Annotated in this window: 15 protein-coding genes; 8 read left to right on the plus strand and 7 right to left on the minus strand. The window is 62.2% G+C overall.

Annotated features, from left to right (window positions below; genetic code table 11):
- Positions 1-260 precede the first annotated feature (260 nt).
- The 3 genes from P0X85_RS06770 (at position 261) to P0X85_RS06780 (ending at position 3,340) form a co-directional block, all read left to right on the plus strand.
- Complete coding sequence (locus P0X85_RS06770; protein WP_275810485.1) at positions 261-1,628, plus strand: aminotransferase; 1,368 nt, start codon at positions 261-263, stop codon at positions 1,626-1,628.
- 135 nt (positions 1,629-1,763) lie between these two features.
- A complete protein-coding gene (locus tag P0X85_RS06775; protein ID WP_275810487.1) occupies positions 1,764-2,522 on the plus strand; it encodes an alpha/beta hydrolase in 759 nt (252 codons plus the stop codon).
- 107 nt (positions 2,523-2,629) lie between these two features.
- Positions 2,630-3,340 (plus strand): alpha/beta fold hydrolase, encoded by a 711-nt coding sequence (locus tag P0X85_RS06780; protein ID WP_275810490.1) that lies wholly within the window; start codon positions 2,630-2,632, stop codon positions 3,338-3,340.
- A gap of 48 nt (positions 3,341-3,388) precedes the next feature.
- Here the strand turns inward: P0X85_RS06780 and phaZ are convergent, their stop codons facing one another.
- Positions 3,389-4,696, minus strand: a complete 1,308-nt coding sequence (phaZ, locus tag P0X85_RS06785; protein ID WP_275810493.1) for a polyhydroxyalkanoate depolymerase — start codon at positions 4,694-4,696, stop codon at positions 3,389-3,391.
- A 111-nt stretch (positions 4,697-4,807) separates the two neighbouring features.
- Between phaZ and phaC the strand changes: the two genes are divergently transcribed.
- The 5 genes from phaC to P0X85_RS06810 all read left to right on the plus strand — a co-directional run bounded on the left by phaC (position 4,808) and on the right by P0X85_RS06810 (position 10,627).
- Positions 4,808-6,601: a class I poly(R)-hydroxyalkanoic acid synthase gene (gene phaC, locus P0X85_RS06790; RefSeq protein ID WP_275810496.1), complete on the plus strand. Its 1,794-nt coding sequence runs from the start codon at positions 4,808-4,810 to the stop codon at positions 6,599-6,601.
- 216 nt (positions 6,602-6,817) lie between these two features.
- Positions 6,818-7,264 (plus strand): Phasin, encoded by a 447-nt coding sequence (locus tag P0X85_RS06795; protein WP_275810499.1) that lies wholly within the window; start codon positions 6,818-6,820, stop codon positions 7,262-7,264.
- A gap of 229 nt (positions 7,265-7,493) precedes the next feature.
- A complete protein-coding gene (gene phaR, locus P0X85_RS06800; RefSeq protein WP_275810500.1) occupies positions 7,494-8,054 on the plus strand; it encodes a polyhydroxyalkanoate synthesis repressor PhaR in 561 nt (186 codons plus the stop codon).
- Between the two features lie 154 nt (positions 8,055-8,208).
- The gene (gene thrS / locus P0X85_RS06805; protein WP_275810501.1) at positions 8,209-10,155 is read left to right on the plus strand and encodes a threonine--tRNA ligase; all 1,947 of its coding nucleotides are present in this window, start codon (positions 8,209-8,211) and stop codon (positions 10,153-10,155) included.
- Positions 10,156-10,420: 265 nt separating this feature from the next.
- Positions 10,421-10,627 (plus strand): cold-shock protein, encoded by a 207-nt coding sequence (locus P0X85_RS06810; protein ID WP_275810502.1) that lies wholly within the window; start codon positions 10,421-10,423, stop codon positions 10,625-10,627.
- 129 nt (positions 10,628-10,756) lie between these two features.
- On the opposite strand, the gene P0X85_RS06815 is transcribed toward P0X85_RS06810, so the two are convergent.
- The 6 genes from P0X85_RS06815 to P0X85_RS06840 all read right to left on the minus strand — a co-directional run bounded on the left by P0X85_RS06815 (position 10,757) and on the right by P0X85_RS06840 (position 17,367).
- Positions 10,757-11,080: an ArsC/Spx/MgsR family protein gene (locus P0X85_RS06815; RefSeq protein ID WP_275810503.1), complete on the minus strand. Its 324-nt coding sequence runs from the start codon at positions 11,078-11,080 to the stop codon at positions 10,757-10,759.
- Positions 11,077-11,757, minus strand: coding sequence for an ABC transporter ATP-binding protein (locus P0X85_RS06820; RefSeq protein ID WP_275810504.1), 681 nt, complete (start codon positions 11,755-11,757; stop codon positions 11,077-11,079). Before P0X85_RS06820 ends, P0X85_RS06815 begins: the two co-directional genes overlap by 4 nt.
- Positions 11,750-13,042 carry a lipoprotein-releasing ABC transporter permease subunit gene (locus tag P0X85_RS06825; RefSeq protein WP_275810505.1) on the minus strand — a complete coding sequence of 431 codons (1,293 nt, stop codon included), beginning with the start codon at positions 13,040-13,042 and terminating at the stop codon, positions 11,750-11,752. The genes P0X85_RS06820 and P0X85_RS06825 overlap by 8 nt, the downstream gene beginning before the upstream one ends.
- 80 nt (positions 13,043-13,122) lie before the next feature.
- Complete coding sequence (locus P0X85_RS06830) at positions 13,123-14,289, minus strand: cytochrome-c peroxidase (protein ID WP_275810506.1); 1,167 nt, start codon at positions 14,287-14,289, stop codon at positions 13,123-13,125.
- 171 nt (positions 14,290-14,460) lie between these two features.
- Positions 14,461-15,798, minus strand: coding sequence for a proline--tRNA ligase (gene proS / locus P0X85_RS06835; protein WP_275810507.1), 1,338 nt, complete (start codon positions 15,796-15,798; stop codon positions 14,461-14,463).
- A gap of 102 nt (positions 15,799-15,900) precedes the next feature.
- The gene (locus P0X85_RS06840; RefSeq protein WP_275810508.1) at positions 15,901-17,367 is read right to left on the minus strand and encodes a hypothetical protein; all 1,467 of its coding nucleotides are present in this window, start codon (positions 17,365-17,367) and stop codon (positions 15,901-15,903) included.
- Positions 17,368-17,464: the final 97 nt, after the last annotated feature.

The raw sequence follows: 17,464 nt of genomic DNA on the forward strand, positions 1-17,464 counted from the left end.
TCGGTTTAGTTGACAGAACGGGACAGGCGGGGACGCCGATGGCCGTGCGATTGGAAACACCCGGCTTGCCCTCCCCTCTGAGGCCCGAGCCGGGTGTTTTTCGTTTCCAATCGCGTCAAATACCCCGGGGGTGAATGGCCGCCAGGCCAGAGGGGGCAGCGCCCCCAAGTTGCGCTCCAATCCCGGCTGACCTCACGCGCCCCATTGACGCGCCGCGCCGGAAAGCTAGCCTGAGCGCAACTCAGACAAGGAGGCGCAACATGCGCGACGCGAATTCAAACAGCTGGGAAGCCCGGGCCGAGGAGTACTCGCTTTACGGCTTTACCGATCTCCCCTCGATCCATCAGCGCGGCACGGTCGTCGTGACCCATGGCGAGGGGCCCTATATCTTCGACACGCGCGGGCGCAAATATCTCGATGCGAATTCAGGTCTGTGGAACATGGTCGCGGGCTTCGATCATCCCGGGCTTATTCAGGCCGCCCAGGATCAATATGCCCGTTTCCCCGGCTATCACGCCTTCTTTGGTCGGATGTCCGATCAGACTGTCATGCTCTCCGAGAAACTTGTCGAAGTGTCCCCCTTCGAGAGCGGAAAGGTGTTCTACACCAATTCCGGTTCCGAAGCGAATGACACGATGGTCAAGATCCTGTGGTTCCTGCATGGCGCCGAGGGCAAACCGCAAAAGCGCAAGATCCTGACCCGTTGGAATGCCTATCACGGGGTGACGGCAGTTTCCGCCTCGATGACCGGCAAGCCTTATAACTCGGTCTTCGGTCTGCCTTTGCCGGGCTTCATCCACCTCACCTGCCCCCATTACTGGCGTTTTGGCGCCGAGGGAGAGACCGAGGAACAGTTCACCGCACGCCTTGCAGCAGAGCTTGAAGCCACGATCATCAAGGAAGGCGCGGACACGATCGCGGGCTTCTTCGCAGAGCCGGTGATGGGCGCGGGCGGTGTTATCCCGCCCTCCAAGGGATATTTCCAGGCCATCGCACCGATCTTGAAGAAATACGACATCCCGCTGATCGCCGATGAAGTGATCTGCGGTTTCGGGCGCACCGGGAACACCTGGGGCTCGCAGACCTATGACTTCATGCCGGACGCGATTATCTCGTCGAAGAACCTCACGGCGGGGTTCTTCCCGATGGGCGCGGTGATCCTCGGCCCCGAACTCTCGACCCGTGTGCAGAACGCCGTCGAGGCGATCGAGGAATTCCCGCATGGCTTTACCGCCTCGGGCCACCCGGTCGGCTGCGCCATCGCACTCAAGGCGATTGATGTTGTGATGAACGAGGGCTTGGCCGAAAACGTGCAACGCCTCGCCCCTCGGCTCGAAGCGGGGCTCGCCCAGATCGCACAGAATCCCAATATCGGGGAACTGCGCGGCGTGGGCTTCATGTGGGCGCTCGAAGCGGTCAAGGACCGGGCCACGAAGACACCCTTCGACAGTGCGCTTTCAGTCTCGGAGCGGATCGCCAATACCTGCACCGATCTGGGCCTGATCTGTCGCCCGCTCGGGCAATCCATCGTGCTCTGCCCGCCCTTCATCCTGACCGAGGGGCAGATGGACGAGATGTTGGAGAAACTCGACGCGGCCCTGAAAAAGGTCTTCGCCGAGGTTGCCTGACGCAAGTGTCAGAGGGGCGCTCCGGTGCCCCTCTCATTCTGCCCCCAATATCCCGGGGGTCCGGGGGCAGCGCCCCCGGCCACGGGTTGAGGCCTGGGCGTCGAGCGCTTACTCTGCCCTCGAAGGAGGACCCCCATGACCGAATACCTGACCACCAGCGAAGGCCGCCGTATCGCGTTCAACCGCAGCCCGGGAAGCGGGCCGGGCATCGTCTTTCTTGGCGGGTTCAAGTCGGACATGGAAGGGACCAAGGCGCTCGCGCTTGAGGCATGGGCGCAGGCTCAGGGGCGGGCGTTCCTGCGTTTCGATTATTCGGGGCATGGTGCCTCGGAGGGCGCTTTCACCGATGGCGCTATCGGTGATTGGTTCGAGGATGCGCGCGATGCGATCATGTCCCTGACCGAGGGGCCGCAGATCCTTGTTGGCTCATCGATGGGCGGTTGGATTTCGCTGCTGATGTGCCGCGACTACCCGGAGAAAGTCGCGGGCCTCGTCACCATTGCCGCCGCGCCCGATTTTACCGAGGACGGCTACTGGGCAAGCTTTGACAAGGACACCCGCCGGCAACTCGAACAGGAGGGACAGGTCGCCGTGCCCTCCGATTACGGCGAGCCCTACATCATCACGCGCCGCCTCATCAACGAAGGGCGCAACCGGCTGGTCTTGCGTAGCCCGCTGCCCCTGCCCTTCCCCACCCGGTTCCTGCAAGGGACGGCGGATGAGGCGGTCTCGACGGAAACCGCGCTCCGGCTGCTGGATCATGCCGAGGGGGCGGATATGCGCCTCACGCTGGTCAAAGGGGCCGATCACCGTTTTTCGGACCCCGATTGCCTCGCCCTGATCGGGGCGGCCGTGGAGGATGTGCTGGCACGTCCGCGGGCAGCGGCGGGTTGACGCCAAGGTGATCGCAAAGCGCTTGCACTGACCGATCAGTCGGGCAGACTGACCCAAAGAGCGCATAAGCGCCCAAAAGTGAACGCCCGGCACGAGGTCAACGAGCAATGTCCAAAGACCCCTTGGTCTTTCTTCCCGGTTTCATGTGCGATGGACGGCTGTTCTGGCACGCCCTGCTTGAGTTTTCGGCCAAGCGCACGGTGATTGTAGCCCGGCTCAACGGGGCGACGATCGAGGACATGGCCACCGCGGTTCTGGCCGAGGCCCCGCCGAAATTCGCGCTGATCGGGCATTGGCTGGGCGGGCTGGTCGCCATGGAGGTGATGCGGCGCGCGCCTGAGCGTGTCTCGCAGATCGCGCTGATCGACGTGAACCCGCTCTCGGAGACGCCGCAAATCGCCGGGCTGCGCGAGCAGCGGATCGTGCGCGCGCGTGCAGGGCGGCTGGACGATGTGATGCTCGAAGAAATCCCTTCCGGCACGCTCGCCCCCGGAGACGGTCAGCAGCAGGTTCAGGCCGTCATGCTGGAAATGGCCCAAGCACTTGGCGCGGAGGCGTTCGAAGCGCAAAGCCGGGCGCTGATGCGGCGCCCCGATCAACAGCGGGCGCTGCGCTCGACCAAGATTCGGGCCATGCTGATCGCGGGCGAGTTCGATACGATCTGTCCGCCCCGTCGGCACGAATTCCTTGCAGAGCTGATGCCCCATGCGGAATTCCGCCTGATCCTGAGCGCGGGGCATCTCTGCCCTCTGGAACAGCCCGAAAAAGTCACCAATGCGCTGTGCGACTGGCTCGAGGCCCCTTTGCTCCTGAAATGAAAAAGGCGCCCGCGCGGCGCCTTTCTCTGATCTGTCGTAGCGGGTCGTTCAGGCTTTGGCTGCCCGGATCGGGGTCACCTTGCTCGCCCCTTTCGGCGCGCCTTTGCCATGCGCCTTGACCGGGCCGTTGGCATGTTCGTCGATGAATTCGAGCACCAGCGGGCGGATATTGTTGCGCCAGGACGAGCCGGCGAAAATGCCGTAATGGCCCGCGCCGGGCTCCAGATGCTCGGCCTTCATCTCGTCGGGCAGCCCGGTGCACAGATCGAGCGCCGCCACACATTGCCCCGGTGCCGAGATGTCGTCATTCGCGCCCTCCACTGTCTTGACCGCGACGGTGGTGATCTTGCCGATATCGACCGGCTTGCCCTCGATGGTAAAGCGGTTCTGCGCGATCTCGAGACCTTTGAAGATGCGCTCGACGGTCGAGAGGTAGAACTCGGCGGTCATATCCATCACCGCGAGATATTCGTCGTAGAAGCGGTTGTGGTGGTCATGCTCGGAGCCATCACCCTTGGCCTCGGCCAGGATCTTGTCCTGAAACGCCTGCGCGTGCTTCTCCGCGTTCATCGAGATGAAGGACGCAAGCTGCATCAGGCCCGGATAGACCATCCGTCCCGCCCCGCTATACTTGAAGCCGACACGCTGGATCACAAGCTGCTCAAGCTGACCCATGGTCACGCGACGCCCGAAATCGGTCACTTCGGTGGCCGCGGCATCCGGGTCGATCGGCCCGCCGATCAGCGTCAGCGTGCGCGGCTGAGCGTCCGGCTCTTGCTCGGCCAGATAGGCGGTGGCCGCGAGCGTGAGCGGCGCCGGTTGGCAGACCGCGATCACGTTGATGTCGGGCCCGAGATGTTTCATGAATTCGACAAGATAGAGCGTGTAGTCTTCGATATCGAACTTGCCGGCAGAGACGGGGATATCGCGCGCATTATGCCAATCGGTGACATAGACATCCGCATCGGGCAGCAGCGATGCCACGGTCGAGCGCAGGAGCGTTGCGTAATGCCCCGACATCGGCGCGACCAGCATGATCCGGCGCGGCATCGGATCGCGGCCCGCGACCTTGAAGTGGATCAGTGCGCCAAAGGGTTTGTCGACCAGCGTCTCGACCTCGACAAGGTGGTCGCGGCCATCTTCACCCGCGATCGAACGGATGCCCCAATCGGGTTTGATCACCATCCGGGCAAAGGAACGCTCGGTCACACGCCCCCATGCGGACATGACCTTGAACATCGGATGCGGCGTGAGCCCCCAGATCGGATAGGAGGCCATCGCACGCGCAGAGGCACCCATCCATTCGTTCGTGTTCCTGATGGTCTCCATCAGGTCATAGCTCATCATGCCCTTCATGACACGGCCTCTCCTTGGGGTGCTCCCATGAACCTAACAAAAATCGCCGCTTTACGCTCCCTTTAAAGCGGCATTATGTTTCGTAATTGAGGATAGGGAGGAAATATCATTATGACAACTACCGACGAGGGCAAATCTGCTGCATCGCAGCAAATGCAGGAAAATCTCGACAAGATCGAGGCTTTGACGCAACGCCTCGTGGAAGCCATGTCGCACCGCCGCCCGCACACCCCCGCGCTCGATGCGCCGGGCGCCGATCTCTATCTCAGCGCGAGCGCGGCCTTCATGAAGGAATTGGCGGATCGCCCCTCGAAGATTCTCGAAGCGCAGGTGAATTACTGGGCCGATGCGATCAAGCATTACGTCGAGGCGAGCGAGGCGCTGGCCAAGGGGAAATTCCAGCCGCCCGAGAATACCGGCCCCAAGGATCGCCGCTTCAAGAACCCGCTCTGGGACAGCCACCCCTATTTCAACTTCATCAAGCAGCAATACCTGATCTCGGCCAAGGCGGTCGAAGACTCGCTGACCAAGCTCGAGGGGCTCGATGAGGTGAACCGGCGCCGGGTCGAGTATTTCACCCGCCAGATCATCGACCTGATGGCACCGACGAATTTCCTTGCCACCAACCCCGATGCGCTGGAGCGCGCGATCGAGACCGAGGGCGCGAGTCTCGTGCGCGGGCTTGAAAACCTCGTGCGCGATGTCGAGGCGAATAACGGCAACCTGCTGATTACCCTGTCCGACAAGGACGCCTTCAAGATCGGTGAGAATATCGGCACCGCAGAAGGATCGGTCGTCTATCGCAACCGGATGATGGAGCTGATTCAGTACAAGCCCACCACCGAAACCGTTCACAAGACCCCGCTCATCATCTTCCCGCCCTGGATCAACAAGTTCTACATCCTCGATCTCAAGCCCGAGAACTCGCTCATTCGCTGGATCGTCGATCAGGGCTTCACGCTGTTCGTCGTGGCGTGGAAAAACCCCGATGCGAGCTATGCCGATGTCGGCCTCGATACCTATGTCGAGGAGGGTTATCTGACCGCGATCGAACAGGTGAAGCAGATCACCGGCGAAAAAAAGGTCAACACGGTGGGCTATTGCATTGCGGGCACCACGCTGAGCCTCACGCTGGCGCTTCTGGAGAAGCGTAAGGACAAGTCGATCAACTCGGCCACGTTCTTCACCACGCTGACCGACTTTTCCGATCAGGGCGAGTTTACCGCCTTCCTGCAAGACGATTTCGTCGACGGGATCGAGGCGCAGTGCAAGACGGACGGGATACTCAGCGCCTATTTCATGACGCGCACCTTCAGTTTCCTGCGCGCCAATGACCTGATCTATCAGCCCGCGATCCGCAGCTACATGCTGGGCGAGGCCCCGCCCGCCTTCGATCTGCTGTTCTGGAATGGCGACTCGACGAACCTTCCGGGCCGGATGGCGATCGAGTATCTGCGCGGGCTGTGTCAGGCCGACCGCTTCACCAAGGAGGGGTTCGACCTGATGGGCGAGACGCTGCATATTTCCGATGTGAAAGTGCCGCTGACCGCGATTGCCTGCGAGACCGACCATATCGCGCCGTGGATTGCCTCCTTCAACGGGGTGGCGCAGATGGGGTCCGCGGACAAGACCTTCATCCTCTCGGAATCGGGCCATATCGCGGGGATCGTGAACCCGCCTTCGAAAAAGAAATACGGCCACTACACGAGCGAGGCCGAAATCAGCAGCCCCAATGAATGGAAAGCCAAGGCGAGCTATCACGAAGGCAGCTGGTGGCCGCGTTGGGGCGAGTGGCTGGCGTCCAAATCGGGCCGCAAGGTCAAGGCGCGCGAACCGGGCGATGCGGATCATCCCGTGCTCGCCCCCGCGCCCGGCACCTATGTCAGCGAAAAGGTGAAGGTCTGAGAGTTGCTGCGGCGCAGCATTGCTTTTTGAAGAGGCGCGGGATTAGTTCCGCGCCTTTATTTATTAATAATCCGAACGTGACACTGCGATGAAATTTTCCGCACCGCAGCGAAAACACTTGAAATGCTGCAATGCAGCATGTATATCTCCTTACGTAAGCGAACGGGCCCCGCATCTCCTCCCATCCATGGGCCCACATGACCGGAGCTAAGACCAATGGCTAAGACCCAAGACTTCACCAAGATCATGCAAGACATGATGGCGTCCTTCCCGATGGACACCGCGAAATTCCAGGAAGGCTTCAAATCGCAAGCCGCACTCGGCGAGAAAATGTCGAAAGTCGCTCTCGACGCCGCTGAGAAATCGACCGAAATCTCGGCCAAATGGGCCAAGGACACCATCGCGAAAGTCGGCAGCCTGTCGAAAACCAAGGAAGAGCCGGGCGAATACGCCAAGGCCGTGAGCGATTTCGCTTCGGCATCGGCTGAAATGGCTGCTGAGAACCTCGCTGCATTCGCAGAAGTTGCGAAAAAAGTGCAGATGGAAACCGTCGAGCTGATGCTGGCCGCCGGCAAGGACTTCTCGGAAGACGCGACCGCTGCGGTCAAGAAAGCGACCGACGAAGTGACTGCGGCCGCAAAGAAAGCGACCTCCGCTAAGTAATCGGAACTTGTTTCCTCCCGAACCCGGCCTTCTCCTCCCTGCCGGGAACGGTTCCTGAAGGGCGAGCGACAGCTCGCCCTTTTTTCCTTTCAAGGTCCCGAAACGGGATGTGCACGGGGCGAGACCACCCTTTCCCCGCCGGAAGCGCGCGATAAAGTTTGTTGCTTTTGCGGCATGGCCGCATAAAAATCGCTGCACTGCATAAATAATGAGCCCCGGGGAGGTCCGAATGGCCGAGGATGCTAAACCGCTGCTGATCAAGCGCTATGCCAGCCGCCGTCTGTATAATACGGAAACGAGCGACTACGTGACGCTTGAGGATATCGCGGCCTTCATCCGCGAAGGGCGCGAGGTTCAGATCGTCGATCTGAAATCGGGCGATGACCTGACCCGCCAGTACCTGCTGCAAATCATCGCCGAACACGAAAGCCGCGGCGAAAACGTGCTGCCGGTCGATGTGCTGACCGATCTGGTGCGCAGCTATACGACCTCGGCGCAATCTGTGGTGCCGCAATTCCTCGCAGCGAGCTTCGAGATGCTGCGCGAGGGGCAATCGCAGATGATGGAAAAGATGTCTTCCTTCCCGAACCCGATGGCTTCCATGCCTGGCTTCGAAGCGCTCCAGCGCCAGCAACAGGCGTTTCTCGAGTCGATGATGACCGGCTGGAAACCCGGCTCATCGGGTCCAGAGATGGAGACCGAGAGCGCGCCAGCCAAGGACGACAAGGCGGAGTTGGAGAAGATCAAGAAACAACTGGCCGAGCTTCAGACCAAGCTGTCCAAGCTCTGACCACCCTGCCCCGGTCATTTCGACACAGGCGCGCCCTTGCGGCGCGTCTTTTCGTTCGGGGCCGTTGACAGTAGCCCCGCTTGGGCGCAAAACGCAGGCCTCATAACCCGCAACCGGGCGTTCCGTGGGCGCCAAACCGACGAGGAGGACAGCCATGTCCCAGATCTCTCTCACCTTCCCCGATGGCAATTCGCGCGACTACGCGGCTGGCGTGACGCCCGCCGAAGTGGCGGCCTCCATCGCCCCCTCTCTCGCCAAGAAGGCGATCTCGGCGCAGGTCAATGGTGCGCATTGGGATCTGGCATGGCCGATCACCGAAGACGCGCAGATCGCCATCAATACGATGCAGGACGATGGGCCGGCGCTCGAACTGATCCGCCACGACCTCGCCCATATCATGGCCCGCGCCGTGCAGGAGATCTGGCCGGACGTGAAGGTCACCATCGGCCCGGTCCGCGATCACGGCTGGTTCTACGACTTCGACCGTGCAGAGCCGTTTACCCCCGAGGACCTCGGCACCATCGAGAAGAAAATGCGCGAGATCATCAACGCGCGCGATGCCGTCAAGACCGAGGTCTGGAGCCGCAAACACGCGATCGACCACTATCTGGCGACGAACGAGCCCTACAAGGTCGAGCTGATCAACCGCATCCCGCCCGGCGAAGACATCCGCATGTATTGGCATGGCAACTGGCAGGACCTCTGCCGCGGCCCGCACCTGCAGCATACCGGGCAGGTCCCGGCGGATGCGTTCAAGCTCACCCATGTCGCGGGCGCCTACTGGCTGGGCGACGCGACCCGCCCGATGCTGCAACGCATCTACGGCGTGGCCTTCAAATCCAAGAAGGACCTCGCCGCGCATATGACCATGCTCGAAGAGGCCGCCAAGCGCGACCACCGGAAACTCGGCCGTGAGATGGACCTGTTCCACATGCAGGAAGAGGCCCCCGGTCAGGTCTTCTGGCACCCGAATGGCTGGCGCATCTACACCACGCTGCAAGACTACATGCGCCGCCAGCAGGACCGCGACGGCTATGTCGAGGTGAACACACCGCAGGTGGTGAATCGCAAGCTGTGGGAGGCCTCGGGTCACTGGGAGAACTACCAGGAGAACATGTTCATCGTCGAAGTCGACGAGGATCATGCCCGCGAGAAAACCGTCAACGCGCTGAAACCGATGAACTGCCCCTGCCACGTGCAGGTGTTCAACGTGGGTCTCAAATCCTACCGCGACCTGCCGCTGCGCATGGCCGAGTTCGGCTCGTGCAACCGCTACGAGCCATCGGGCGCGCTCCATGGCATCATGCGCGTGCGCGGCTTCACCCAGGATGACGCCCACATCTTCTGCACCGACGAGCAGATCGAGTCCGAGACCAAAAAATTCATCGAGTTTCTTGCGATGATCTACGCCGATCTGGGCTTCGAGAACTGGACCATCAAGCTCTCGACCCGGCCCGAGAAACGGATCGGTTCTGACGAAAGCTGGGACCGTGTCGAGAAGGCGCTTGGCGATGCGTGCAACGCCGCAGGCTACGAGTACGAGATCCAGGAAGGCGAAGGTGCCTTCTACGGACCAAAGCTGGAATTCACGCTGACCGACGCGATCGGGCGTGAATGGCAATGCGGCACGCTTCAGGTGGACCCGAACCTGCCCGAGCGGCTGGATGCGACCTATATCGGACAAGACGGCGCCAAACACCGCCCCGTCATGCTGCACCGGGCGGTGCTGGGCTCGTTCGAACGCTTCATCGGTATCCTGATCGAGAGCCATGCGGGCAAGCTGCCGTTCTGGCTTGCGCCCCGGCAGGTGGTCGTGGCCTCCATCGTGTCGGATGCGGACGCGTATGTGCTTGAAGCGACCGAGGCGCTCCGTGCCGCTGGCATCCGTGCTGAAGCCGATACCCGCAACGAGAAGATCAATTACAAGGTGCGCGAGCACAGCCTCGGCAAGGTTCCGGTCATCCTCGCCATCGGGATGAAAGAGGTCGAGGAGCGCACGGTTTCCGTCCGTCGTCTGGGCGAGAACCGCACCGAGACCGTCTCGCTCGATGCGCTGATCGCGACTTTGAAAGACGAGGCCACCCCGCCCGATCTGCGTTAACCCCGCCGGATTCGGGATGGTTTGATCAAACAAAAGGCGCCCAGAGCTGACCCAAAGTCAGTTTTGGGCGGATTTCCGCTTTGTGCTCATGGCCTTAGACGCGTCATCAGAATTTCAATTGCATTTTGGCTAGGCTCGGGCATCCTAAAGTTGCGTGACCGCAGACTTTCTACCGCCTCCCTTCATGGGGCAGCCGGACGACCTGAAAGATTTGGCTGCACGGCCCGTTGGCAATGACGCCCGGGATTTTATGAAGGAGAACGGTATGGCCACTGGCACCGTAAAATGGTTCAACACCACCAAAGGTTATGGCTTCATCGCGCCCGATGATGGCGGCAAGGACGTGTTCGTCCATATTTCCGCGGTGGAGCGCGCAGGCCTGCAAGGCCTCAACGACAACCAGAAGATCAGCTACGAGCTGCAAGCCGGGCGCGACGGGCGTTCATCGGCCTCGGACCTCAAGCTGCTCTGAGAGAATGACCTTAGCGAAACGGCCCGCGTGAGATCGCTCATGCGGGCCGTTTTCTTTTAGACCCGCCGTTCGGGCGGTTGGGGCGTGCGGACGCTCTGTAAAGAGTATTTCCAGTCTGACGAAAGCGGATCAGAGCCAGACAGCTTGCGCATCCGCTTTCCAGCCGAGGGTCAGCCTGTCACCCTCCTCGATCACCGGGCGTTTCATCAGTGTGGGATGGGTGGCGATCAGCGCGGCGGTCGGCTGGGTGCGCTCCGCATCGGAAAGCCCGCGCCATGCGGTCGAAGATTTGTTCACAAGTTTGTCGCCAAAAGCTGCCTCGAAGCGCGCGATCTGCGCGGGCGTGAGGGGTGTTTCGCGCACGTCATGGAATTCGGGGGCTTTACCCGCCGCTTCAAGGGCCTTGCGCGCCTTGCGCACCGTGTCACAGGTCGGAATGCCGTAAACGATCATGCGTCCTCCAGTCGACCGCCGTCGAGACGCAGGATGCGATCCATCCGGGCGGCCAGTTCCATGTTATGGGTGGCGATCAGAGCAGACAAACCGGTGTCGCGCACCAGCTCCATCAGCGCGCCGAACACCGTGTCCGAGGTGGCCGGATCGAGATTCCCGGTCGGCTCGTCAGCCAGCAAGAGTTTCGGCCCGTTCGCCAGCGCGCGGCAAAAGGCAACGCGCTGCTGTTCCCCGCCCGAAAGCGCCGAGGGGCGGTGATCGGCCCGCGCCGCCAAACCCACACGCTCGAGCAAATGCTTCGCCCGCACCTCCGCCGCCTTGCGGGGCGTGCCATTGGCAAGCTGCGGCAAGGTGATGTTCTCAAGTGCCGTGAATTCGGGGAGCAGGTGGTGGAACTGATACACAAAGCCCAGATCGGCGCGGCGCGCTGCGGTGCGGCGGCGGTCGCTTGCCCCCGAGAGGTCTTGCCCGCCCAGCACAACGCGCCCGGAATCGGGCGTGTCGAGCAGCCCCGCGATATGCAGGAGCGTCGATTTTCCAGCCCCCGAGGGCGCGACAAGCGCGACGACCTCGCCGCGGGGAATCGTCAAATTCGCACCTTTCAGGACCGCAATCTCGTTTGGCTTGCCTCGGTTATAGCACTTTTCGATCATTTCGAGGGTCAGCACATCACTCATAGCGCAGCGCCTCCACCGGATTCATGCGGGCCGCGCGGCGCGCCGGAAAGATCGTCACGATAAACGACAGCCCAAGCGAAAGCAGCACCGCCTTGGCGATGTCCTTGCCCTGAAGCTTTGCGGGCAGTTCGTAAATGCCCCGGATCGAAGGGTCCCACGCCCCCCCGCCATTGAGCCAGTTCACAAAGCTCATCACCTGATCGATATAGATCGCAAAAAGGCAGCCCAGCGTCACCCCCGCGATGGTGCCGATCACGCCGGTGAAGGCGCCGCACAGGAAAAACACGCGTAGCACCGATCCTTCGGTGAGGCCCATCGTGCGCAGGATACCGATATCCCGCCCCTTATTCTTGACCAGCATGATCAGCCCCGAGGTGATGTTCATCGCCGCGATCAGCACAAGGATCGAGAGGATCACGAACATCACGTTATCCTCGATATCAAGCGCCCGCAGGAACGAACCCGAGGCGTCGCGCCAACTCCAGAGCATCGTCCCCATGCCTCCCGCGGCACTCAGCGCCCCGGCCCACTCCGCGACATCCTCGGGACGCTCGACATAGACCTCGATCTCGTCGGCGCCGGCCTCGCGGTTGAAGTAGCTCTGCGCTTCGGCGAAGGGCATGTATATGCGAGTCCGGTCAATATCCCAACGCCCCGCGGTAAAGATATAGGTGACGGTATAAGCGTTGACCCGGGGGCTTGTGCCAAACGCGGTCTTCGCGCCATTGGGCGAGATCAGCTTGACCTTGTCGCCCAGCCCCACGCCCAGCTCGCGTGCAAGACCAGAGCCAAGCGCGATTCCTTCTGCGAACTGATCGAGGCTCCCAAGGCTGGTCCCGGGGTTCGCAACGCGCGGGATCGTGCGCAAATCCTCTTCCGCGATCCCGTAGACCTCCGCCACGTTCGAGCGCTCGCCAAAGGTCACCATCACCTGCCCGCGCACCAACGGCGCGGCGCGCGTGACGCCCTCGACAGCGGCGATCCGCTCGGCCCGTTCGGCGTAGTCACGCATCAGGTTCGAATAGATGCCCGAACCTTCGACCACCTCGAGCGGCGCCGAATAGACGGTGACATGGGCGTTGGAGCCAAGGATCGTATCAACGAACTCACCGCGAAACCCGGCGCGCACGGCCAGCGTGACGATGAGTGCCGCCACGCCCAGCGTGATCCCGATCAGTGAAATCCACGTCATCACCGAGACCCCGCCCTCGGCGCGGCGGGCGCGCAGATAGCGCCACGCAATCATGAATTCGAAGGCAGAAAACGGGGCGGTGCTTTGGGCCATGACACTCTTCCTAAGGCCCCGGCAAGCTGGCCCGCGGGCCGCCAAAGGTCAAGCCCGCGCGGCATCACGGCTGCGTTGGATCAGTCCTCGAGAAGGTGCTCGTAACGCGCGTCCGTCAGTGTCTCGAGGAAGGCCACGATCGCGTCGATGGCGAAGTCGTCGAGCGCGGGGCCATGTTCGAGATCAGAGAGCGAAATATTCTCGGCGATTTCGGGTGGGCCAAAGGGCTGGCCGGTCTCGGGGTTGATCTGGCTCTCATCAAGGCGCGAGTTGTATTTGTTATAGAAAACGATCACGCTGCGGAGGTCCTCGAACACGCCATTATGCATGTAAGGTCCTGTCACTGCGACATTTCTCAGGGTTGGCACCTTGAACTTTCCGGCCTGCGTGGGGTCGGAAATGTCTGGATTGTCCAACAATCCGCGATCCCGGTGAAGGTCCCCCACGCCATTGGCCGCGCGGGCGGCAGGGTTCGCCGGGACGCCGATATTGTGATACTCATAGTTAGAAAATGTCTCATCCGGGGCAATGGGACCAGGCTGCAACTGGTGGCAAATGTTGCAATTTGTAAACTGCTCCGAGAAGAACAGCAGGCGCCCCAACTCCTCCTGATCGGTGAAACGCGCCTCCCCGCGCAGGAAGCGGTCATATTTGGAATCGAAGGGCGCGAAGAGATCGGTCTCTTCGAATGCGCCGATCGCCCGCGCCATCGTGTCAAAGGCCAGATCGGCATCCCCGAGCGCCGCATCGCCTGCAAGCGCCTGCAAGGTGGCGCGATAGCGTGGCTTTTCCCAAAGCCGCTCAGCCACGGCGCGTGCATCGGGCATGCCCATCTCGATGGGATTGAGCGGCGGGCCTTTGGCCTGATCGGCGAGCGTCGCCGCACGCCCATCATGGAACTGTCCCCCTTTGTAGATACCTTCTCCGGCCGCATGAAAAGCCGGCGAGAACCGCGCATAAGTGGCCGTGGGCGCGTTGCGATCTCCGAGGGAAACACCGTCATCCCCTAGCGACACCGCCCGTCCCGCCGGACCCTCGCGCGGATCGGTGAAGGCGAAATCCGGATCGTGGCAACTTGCGCAGGACTGGGTCCGATTGGCCGACAGGTCCGTGTCAAAGAACAGGGCTTCGCCCCAAGCCTCAAGGCTCTCGAAGGGCGCGCTTGTACCATCGTCGCCCCATGCCACGCCGGATGCGAGGCCGAGGCTCAGCCCCGTGAGGATCAGGACGGATTTGACGGGGTGCATCGTGGTCTCCTGTGCTCGCAGCTTTGACGCAGGCTAGGGGGCTCGGTCACATGCAGCCTTGACCGAAGTCAATATCCGAGTTTTTTACTCAGGTCCACTGATCAGCCCATCAAAACACCAACAGAAAAAGGGGCGCACATGGCGCCCCTTTGGCACTGTCTTCAGATCGGATCAGACCGAGGCGTAAATCTCGACGATCCGCGCTACGGCGGCTTCGGCCGACATCTCTTCGCTCTCGCCGGTGCGGCGGCTCGTCAGTTCCACGAGGTTGTTGGCCAGACCGCGCGGGCCGACGGTGATCCGCCACGGCAGACCGATCAGGTCCATGGTCGCGAATTTCGCGCCTGCACGCTCTTCGCGGTCGTCGTAGAGCGGCTCCAGCCCCTTGGCGCTCAGCGCAGCGTAAAGCGCCTCACAGGCGCTGTCGCAGGCCGCATCGCCCTGCTTGAGATTGACGATACCGCAATGAAACGGCGTCACCCCTTCGGGCCAGATGATGCCCTTGTCGTCGTGGTTCGCCTCGATCAGCGCGCCGACCAGACGCGAGACGCCGATCCCGTGCGAGCCCATCTCGACCGGCACTTTCTTGCCATCGGGCGTGTTCACGGTCGCGCCCATCGCTTCGGAATATTTCGTGCCGAAATAGAAGATCTGGCCGACCTCGATCCCGCGCGCAACGCGACGACGCTCTTCGGGGATCGCGTTGAACAGGGCTTCGTCATGGGTCTCGTCGGTGCGGGCATAGCGCGAGGTGAACTCTTCAAGGACGCCCTGGCATTGCGCACGGTCGTCATAGTCGATCTCACGGTCGCCAAAGGTCAGATCGGTCACTTCGCTGTCATAAAACACCTCCGACTCGCCGGTTTCGGCCAGCACGAGGAATTCATGGGTGTAGTCGCCCCCGATCGGGCCGCCATCGGCGCGCATCGGGATCGCCTGAAGCCCCATGCGCTCATAGGTGCGCAGGTAGCTGACGAGGTGGCGGTTATAGGCGTGAAGCGCGTCCTCGCGGGTGAGGTCGAACGTGTAGCCGTCCTTCATGTAGAACTCGCGCCCGCGCATCACGCCGAACCGCGGACGCACCTCGTCGCGGAATTTCCACTGCACGTGATAGAGGGTCAGCGGCAGTTGTTTGTAGCTCTCGACATGGGCGCGGAAGATGTCGGTGATCATCTCTTCGTTGGTCGGGCCGTAGAGCATGTCGCGGCCGTGGCGGTCGCGGATGCGCAGCATTTCTTCGCCGTAATCGTCATAGCGCCCGGACTCGCGCCACAGGTCCGCCGGTTGCAGCGTCGGCATCAGAAGCGGAATGTGACCGGCGCGGATTTGTTCTTCATGGACGATCTGTTCGATGCGCTTGAGCACCTTGAACCCCATCGGCAGCCACGAATAGATGCCCGCCTGCTGCTGTTTGATCATACCTGCGCGCAGCATCAGCCGGTGGCTGACGATCTGGGCCTCGGCGGGGTTTTCCTTGAGCACGGGAAGGAAGTAGCGGGAAAGGCGCATCGGGCGGTCCTGCATTGGGGTTTTACACTGCCGAAGGGCCTAGAGGAAATGGCCGCGCGGGGCAAGATGCCTGCGCGGCGTGCTACGGCGCTTAGGGCGTGATCAGCGGGTCTCGAACGGAAGTTTCAGCCCGACCTGCGCGACGGGAGCAGAGAAGCCGCCATCCTTGAGCGCCCGGATCTGGCCCAGCCCCATCGACAGGCGCAGGTCGTCATGGATCGCATAGTCCAATTCGGCGCGCAGGCCTCCGACCGGGCCGCCCGCGGTGTTGACGCCGCCGCCGCCCGCTGCGCCCAGATGCGCCTCCGCCGACAGGGTCCAGCGGTCGCTCAGCGGCATCTCATAGCCCAAACCCAGCATCCCGATCGCATAGCCCGCAACCTCACCGCCCAGCGCGGTCTGCGCATTGCCGGTCAGGTAGAGCCGTTCGCCCAGAAACATATCGGCAGAGCTTTCCTGCATGATCGGATTGCCAGCCCCCGGCGCGCCGGGTTTGCGGAAATCGCTGCCTGCATCCTGCATGGAAATGCCAAAGCTATACGCCCATTTCTGCGGGCCGGGTGTCGTCGCACGGGCTTCGCGCTGGAAGACGCGGGTCAGACGGAGCTGCGCGGTCTTGGCCGAAAAATCGCCGTCGGGTGCGGTGGTGGCCCCCAGCATCAGGTCAAGATCGGCCCATTGCGTGAGCGGCACCGAAATGCCAGCGCCCGCACTGACCATCGGCCCCGCGCCCGTATCCACCAGCCCGCCGCCGCCGAACCCAATCACGCCCTCGGCAAAGCCGGTAACCGGGCCAAGCTGCACCCGCTGGCGCAGACCGCCCAGCACCTGCATATAGCCCTCGGCCCCGTCCGCGGCCCCATCCCCGGCAAGCGTCAGCTCCGTCATCGGGCCAAGCGCAAAGGCCACCTCGGCCCCCGCAAGCGCCATATCCGCCTGCGCAGCGCCATTGCGGTTCGTCCCCGAGGTTGCCAGCCCCGTCGCCCGGATCGACACGCCCCGCAGCGGCAACGGCTCAGCCGCACCGCCCCGCCCCAACCCATAGGTCAGGCCGAAATTCAAGGCCGGATCGTCGATCTCCGCGCCCGCGATCTTGATCCACGAAGCGCCAAGTTCCGCCCCGAGTTTTGGCGTCACCGCGTAGTTCAGCGCGACATTGGCCCGCGTCATAAGCCCGTCGCCAAGGACCTGCGCAGCCCCACCGCCGCCGCCGACAAAGCCCGACAGGTTGAGCGACAGCGCGCCCGAAAGCGGCACCGACCTGACCATCTCGAAGCCCCAGAAGAACGCGCCCCCCGCATCCCCGCTGGCCGCTGAATAGATCGACTGGCCAAAGCTCAGACCCGGCGCGATCTCACGCCCGACATGGAACCGATGCAGCCCCTCGATCTCGGTTTGCGGGTCCTGGATCAGATCGAAGCCGGTGCCAAATTCGAAGCTGCCCGCCGGGGTCGCCCCGAGCACGGCAACAAGTGAAACAGAGGCGAGACAGCGAAGCGGGACGCGGCTGGGCATATCGGGACCTGTGAACTGCTGTAGCGGCGGTTTGCCGCCTATTCTTTCGGTCATTCTGGGTCACAGAGGCCAGAGGTCAACACAATCGCATGAATTGGCCGCCTCGCGCAGGCAATTCGCGTGCATCCGTTGCAATCCTGCCCCGGAATTT

The sequence above is a fragment of the Pseudothioclava nitratireducens genome (genome assembly GCF_029210495.1).
GTDB lineage: Bacteria > Pseudomonadota > Alphaproteobacteria > Rhodobacterales > Rhodobacteraceae > Pseudothioclava > Pseudothioclava nitratireducens.

What these genes read in the sequence shown, in the direction of transcription:
- P0X85_RS06770 (WP_275810485.1), top strand. Translation starts at nt 261, where the DNA reads ATGCGCGACGCGAATTCAAACAGCTGGGAAGCCCGGGCCGAGGAGTAC.
- P0X85_RS06775 (WP_275810487.1), top strand. Translation starts at nt 1,764, where the DNA reads ATGACCGAATACCTGACCACCAGCGAAGGCCGCCGTATCGCGTTCAAC.
- P0X85_RS06780 (WP_275810490.1), top strand. Translation starts at nt 2,630, where the DNA reads ATGTCCAAAGACCCCTTGGTCTTTCTTCCCGGTTTCATGTGCGATGGA.
- phaZ (WP_275810493.1), bottom strand. Translation starts at nt 4,696, where the DNA reads ATGAAGGGCATGATGAGCTATGACCTGATGGAGACCATCAGGAACACG.
- phaC (WP_275810496.1), top strand. Translation starts at nt 4,808, where the DNA reads ATGACAACTACCGACGAGGGCAAATCTGCTGCATCGCAGCAAATGCAG.
- P0X85_RS06795 (WP_275810499.1), top strand. Translation starts at nt 6,818, where the DNA reads ATGGCTAAGACCCAAGACTTCACCAAGATCATGCAAGACATGATGGCG.
- phaR (WP_275810500.1), top strand. Translation starts at nt 7,494, where the DNA reads ATGGCCGAGGATGCTAAACCGCTGCTGATCAAGCGCTATGCCAGCCGC.
- thrS (WP_275810501.1), top strand. Translation starts at nt 8,209, where the DNA reads ATGTCCCAGATCTCTCTCACCTTCCCCGATGGCAATTCGCGCGACTAC.
- P0X85_RS06810 (WP_275810502.1), top strand. Translation starts at nt 10,421, where the DNA reads ATGGCCACTGGCACCGTAAAATGGTTCAACACCACCAAAGGTTATGGC.
- P0X85_RS06815 (WP_275810503.1), bottom strand. Translation starts at nt 11,080, where the DNA reads ATGATCGTTTACGGCATTCCGACCTGTGACACGGTGCGCAAGGCGCGC.
- P0X85_RS06820 (WP_275810504.1), bottom strand. Translation starts at nt 11,757, where the DNA reads ATGAGTGATGTGCTGACCCTCGAAATGATCGAAAAGTGCTATAACCGA.
- P0X85_RS06825 (WP_275810505.1), bottom strand. Translation starts at nt 13,042, where the DNA reads ATGGCCCAAAGCACCGCCCCGTTTTCTGCCTTCGAATTCATGATTGCG.
- P0X85_RS06830 (WP_275810506.1), bottom strand. Translation starts at nt 14,289, where the DNA reads ATGCACCCCGTCAAATCCGTCCTGATCCTCACGGGGCTGAGCCTCGGC.
- proS (WP_275810507.1), bottom strand. Translation starts at nt 15,798, where the DNA reads ATGCGCCTTTCCCGCTACTTCCTTCCCGTGCTCAAGGAAAACCCCGCC.
- P0X85_RS06840 (WP_275810508.1), bottom strand. Translation starts at nt 17,367, where the DNA reads ATGACCGAAAGAATAGGCGGCAAACCGCCGCTACAGCAGTTCACAGGT.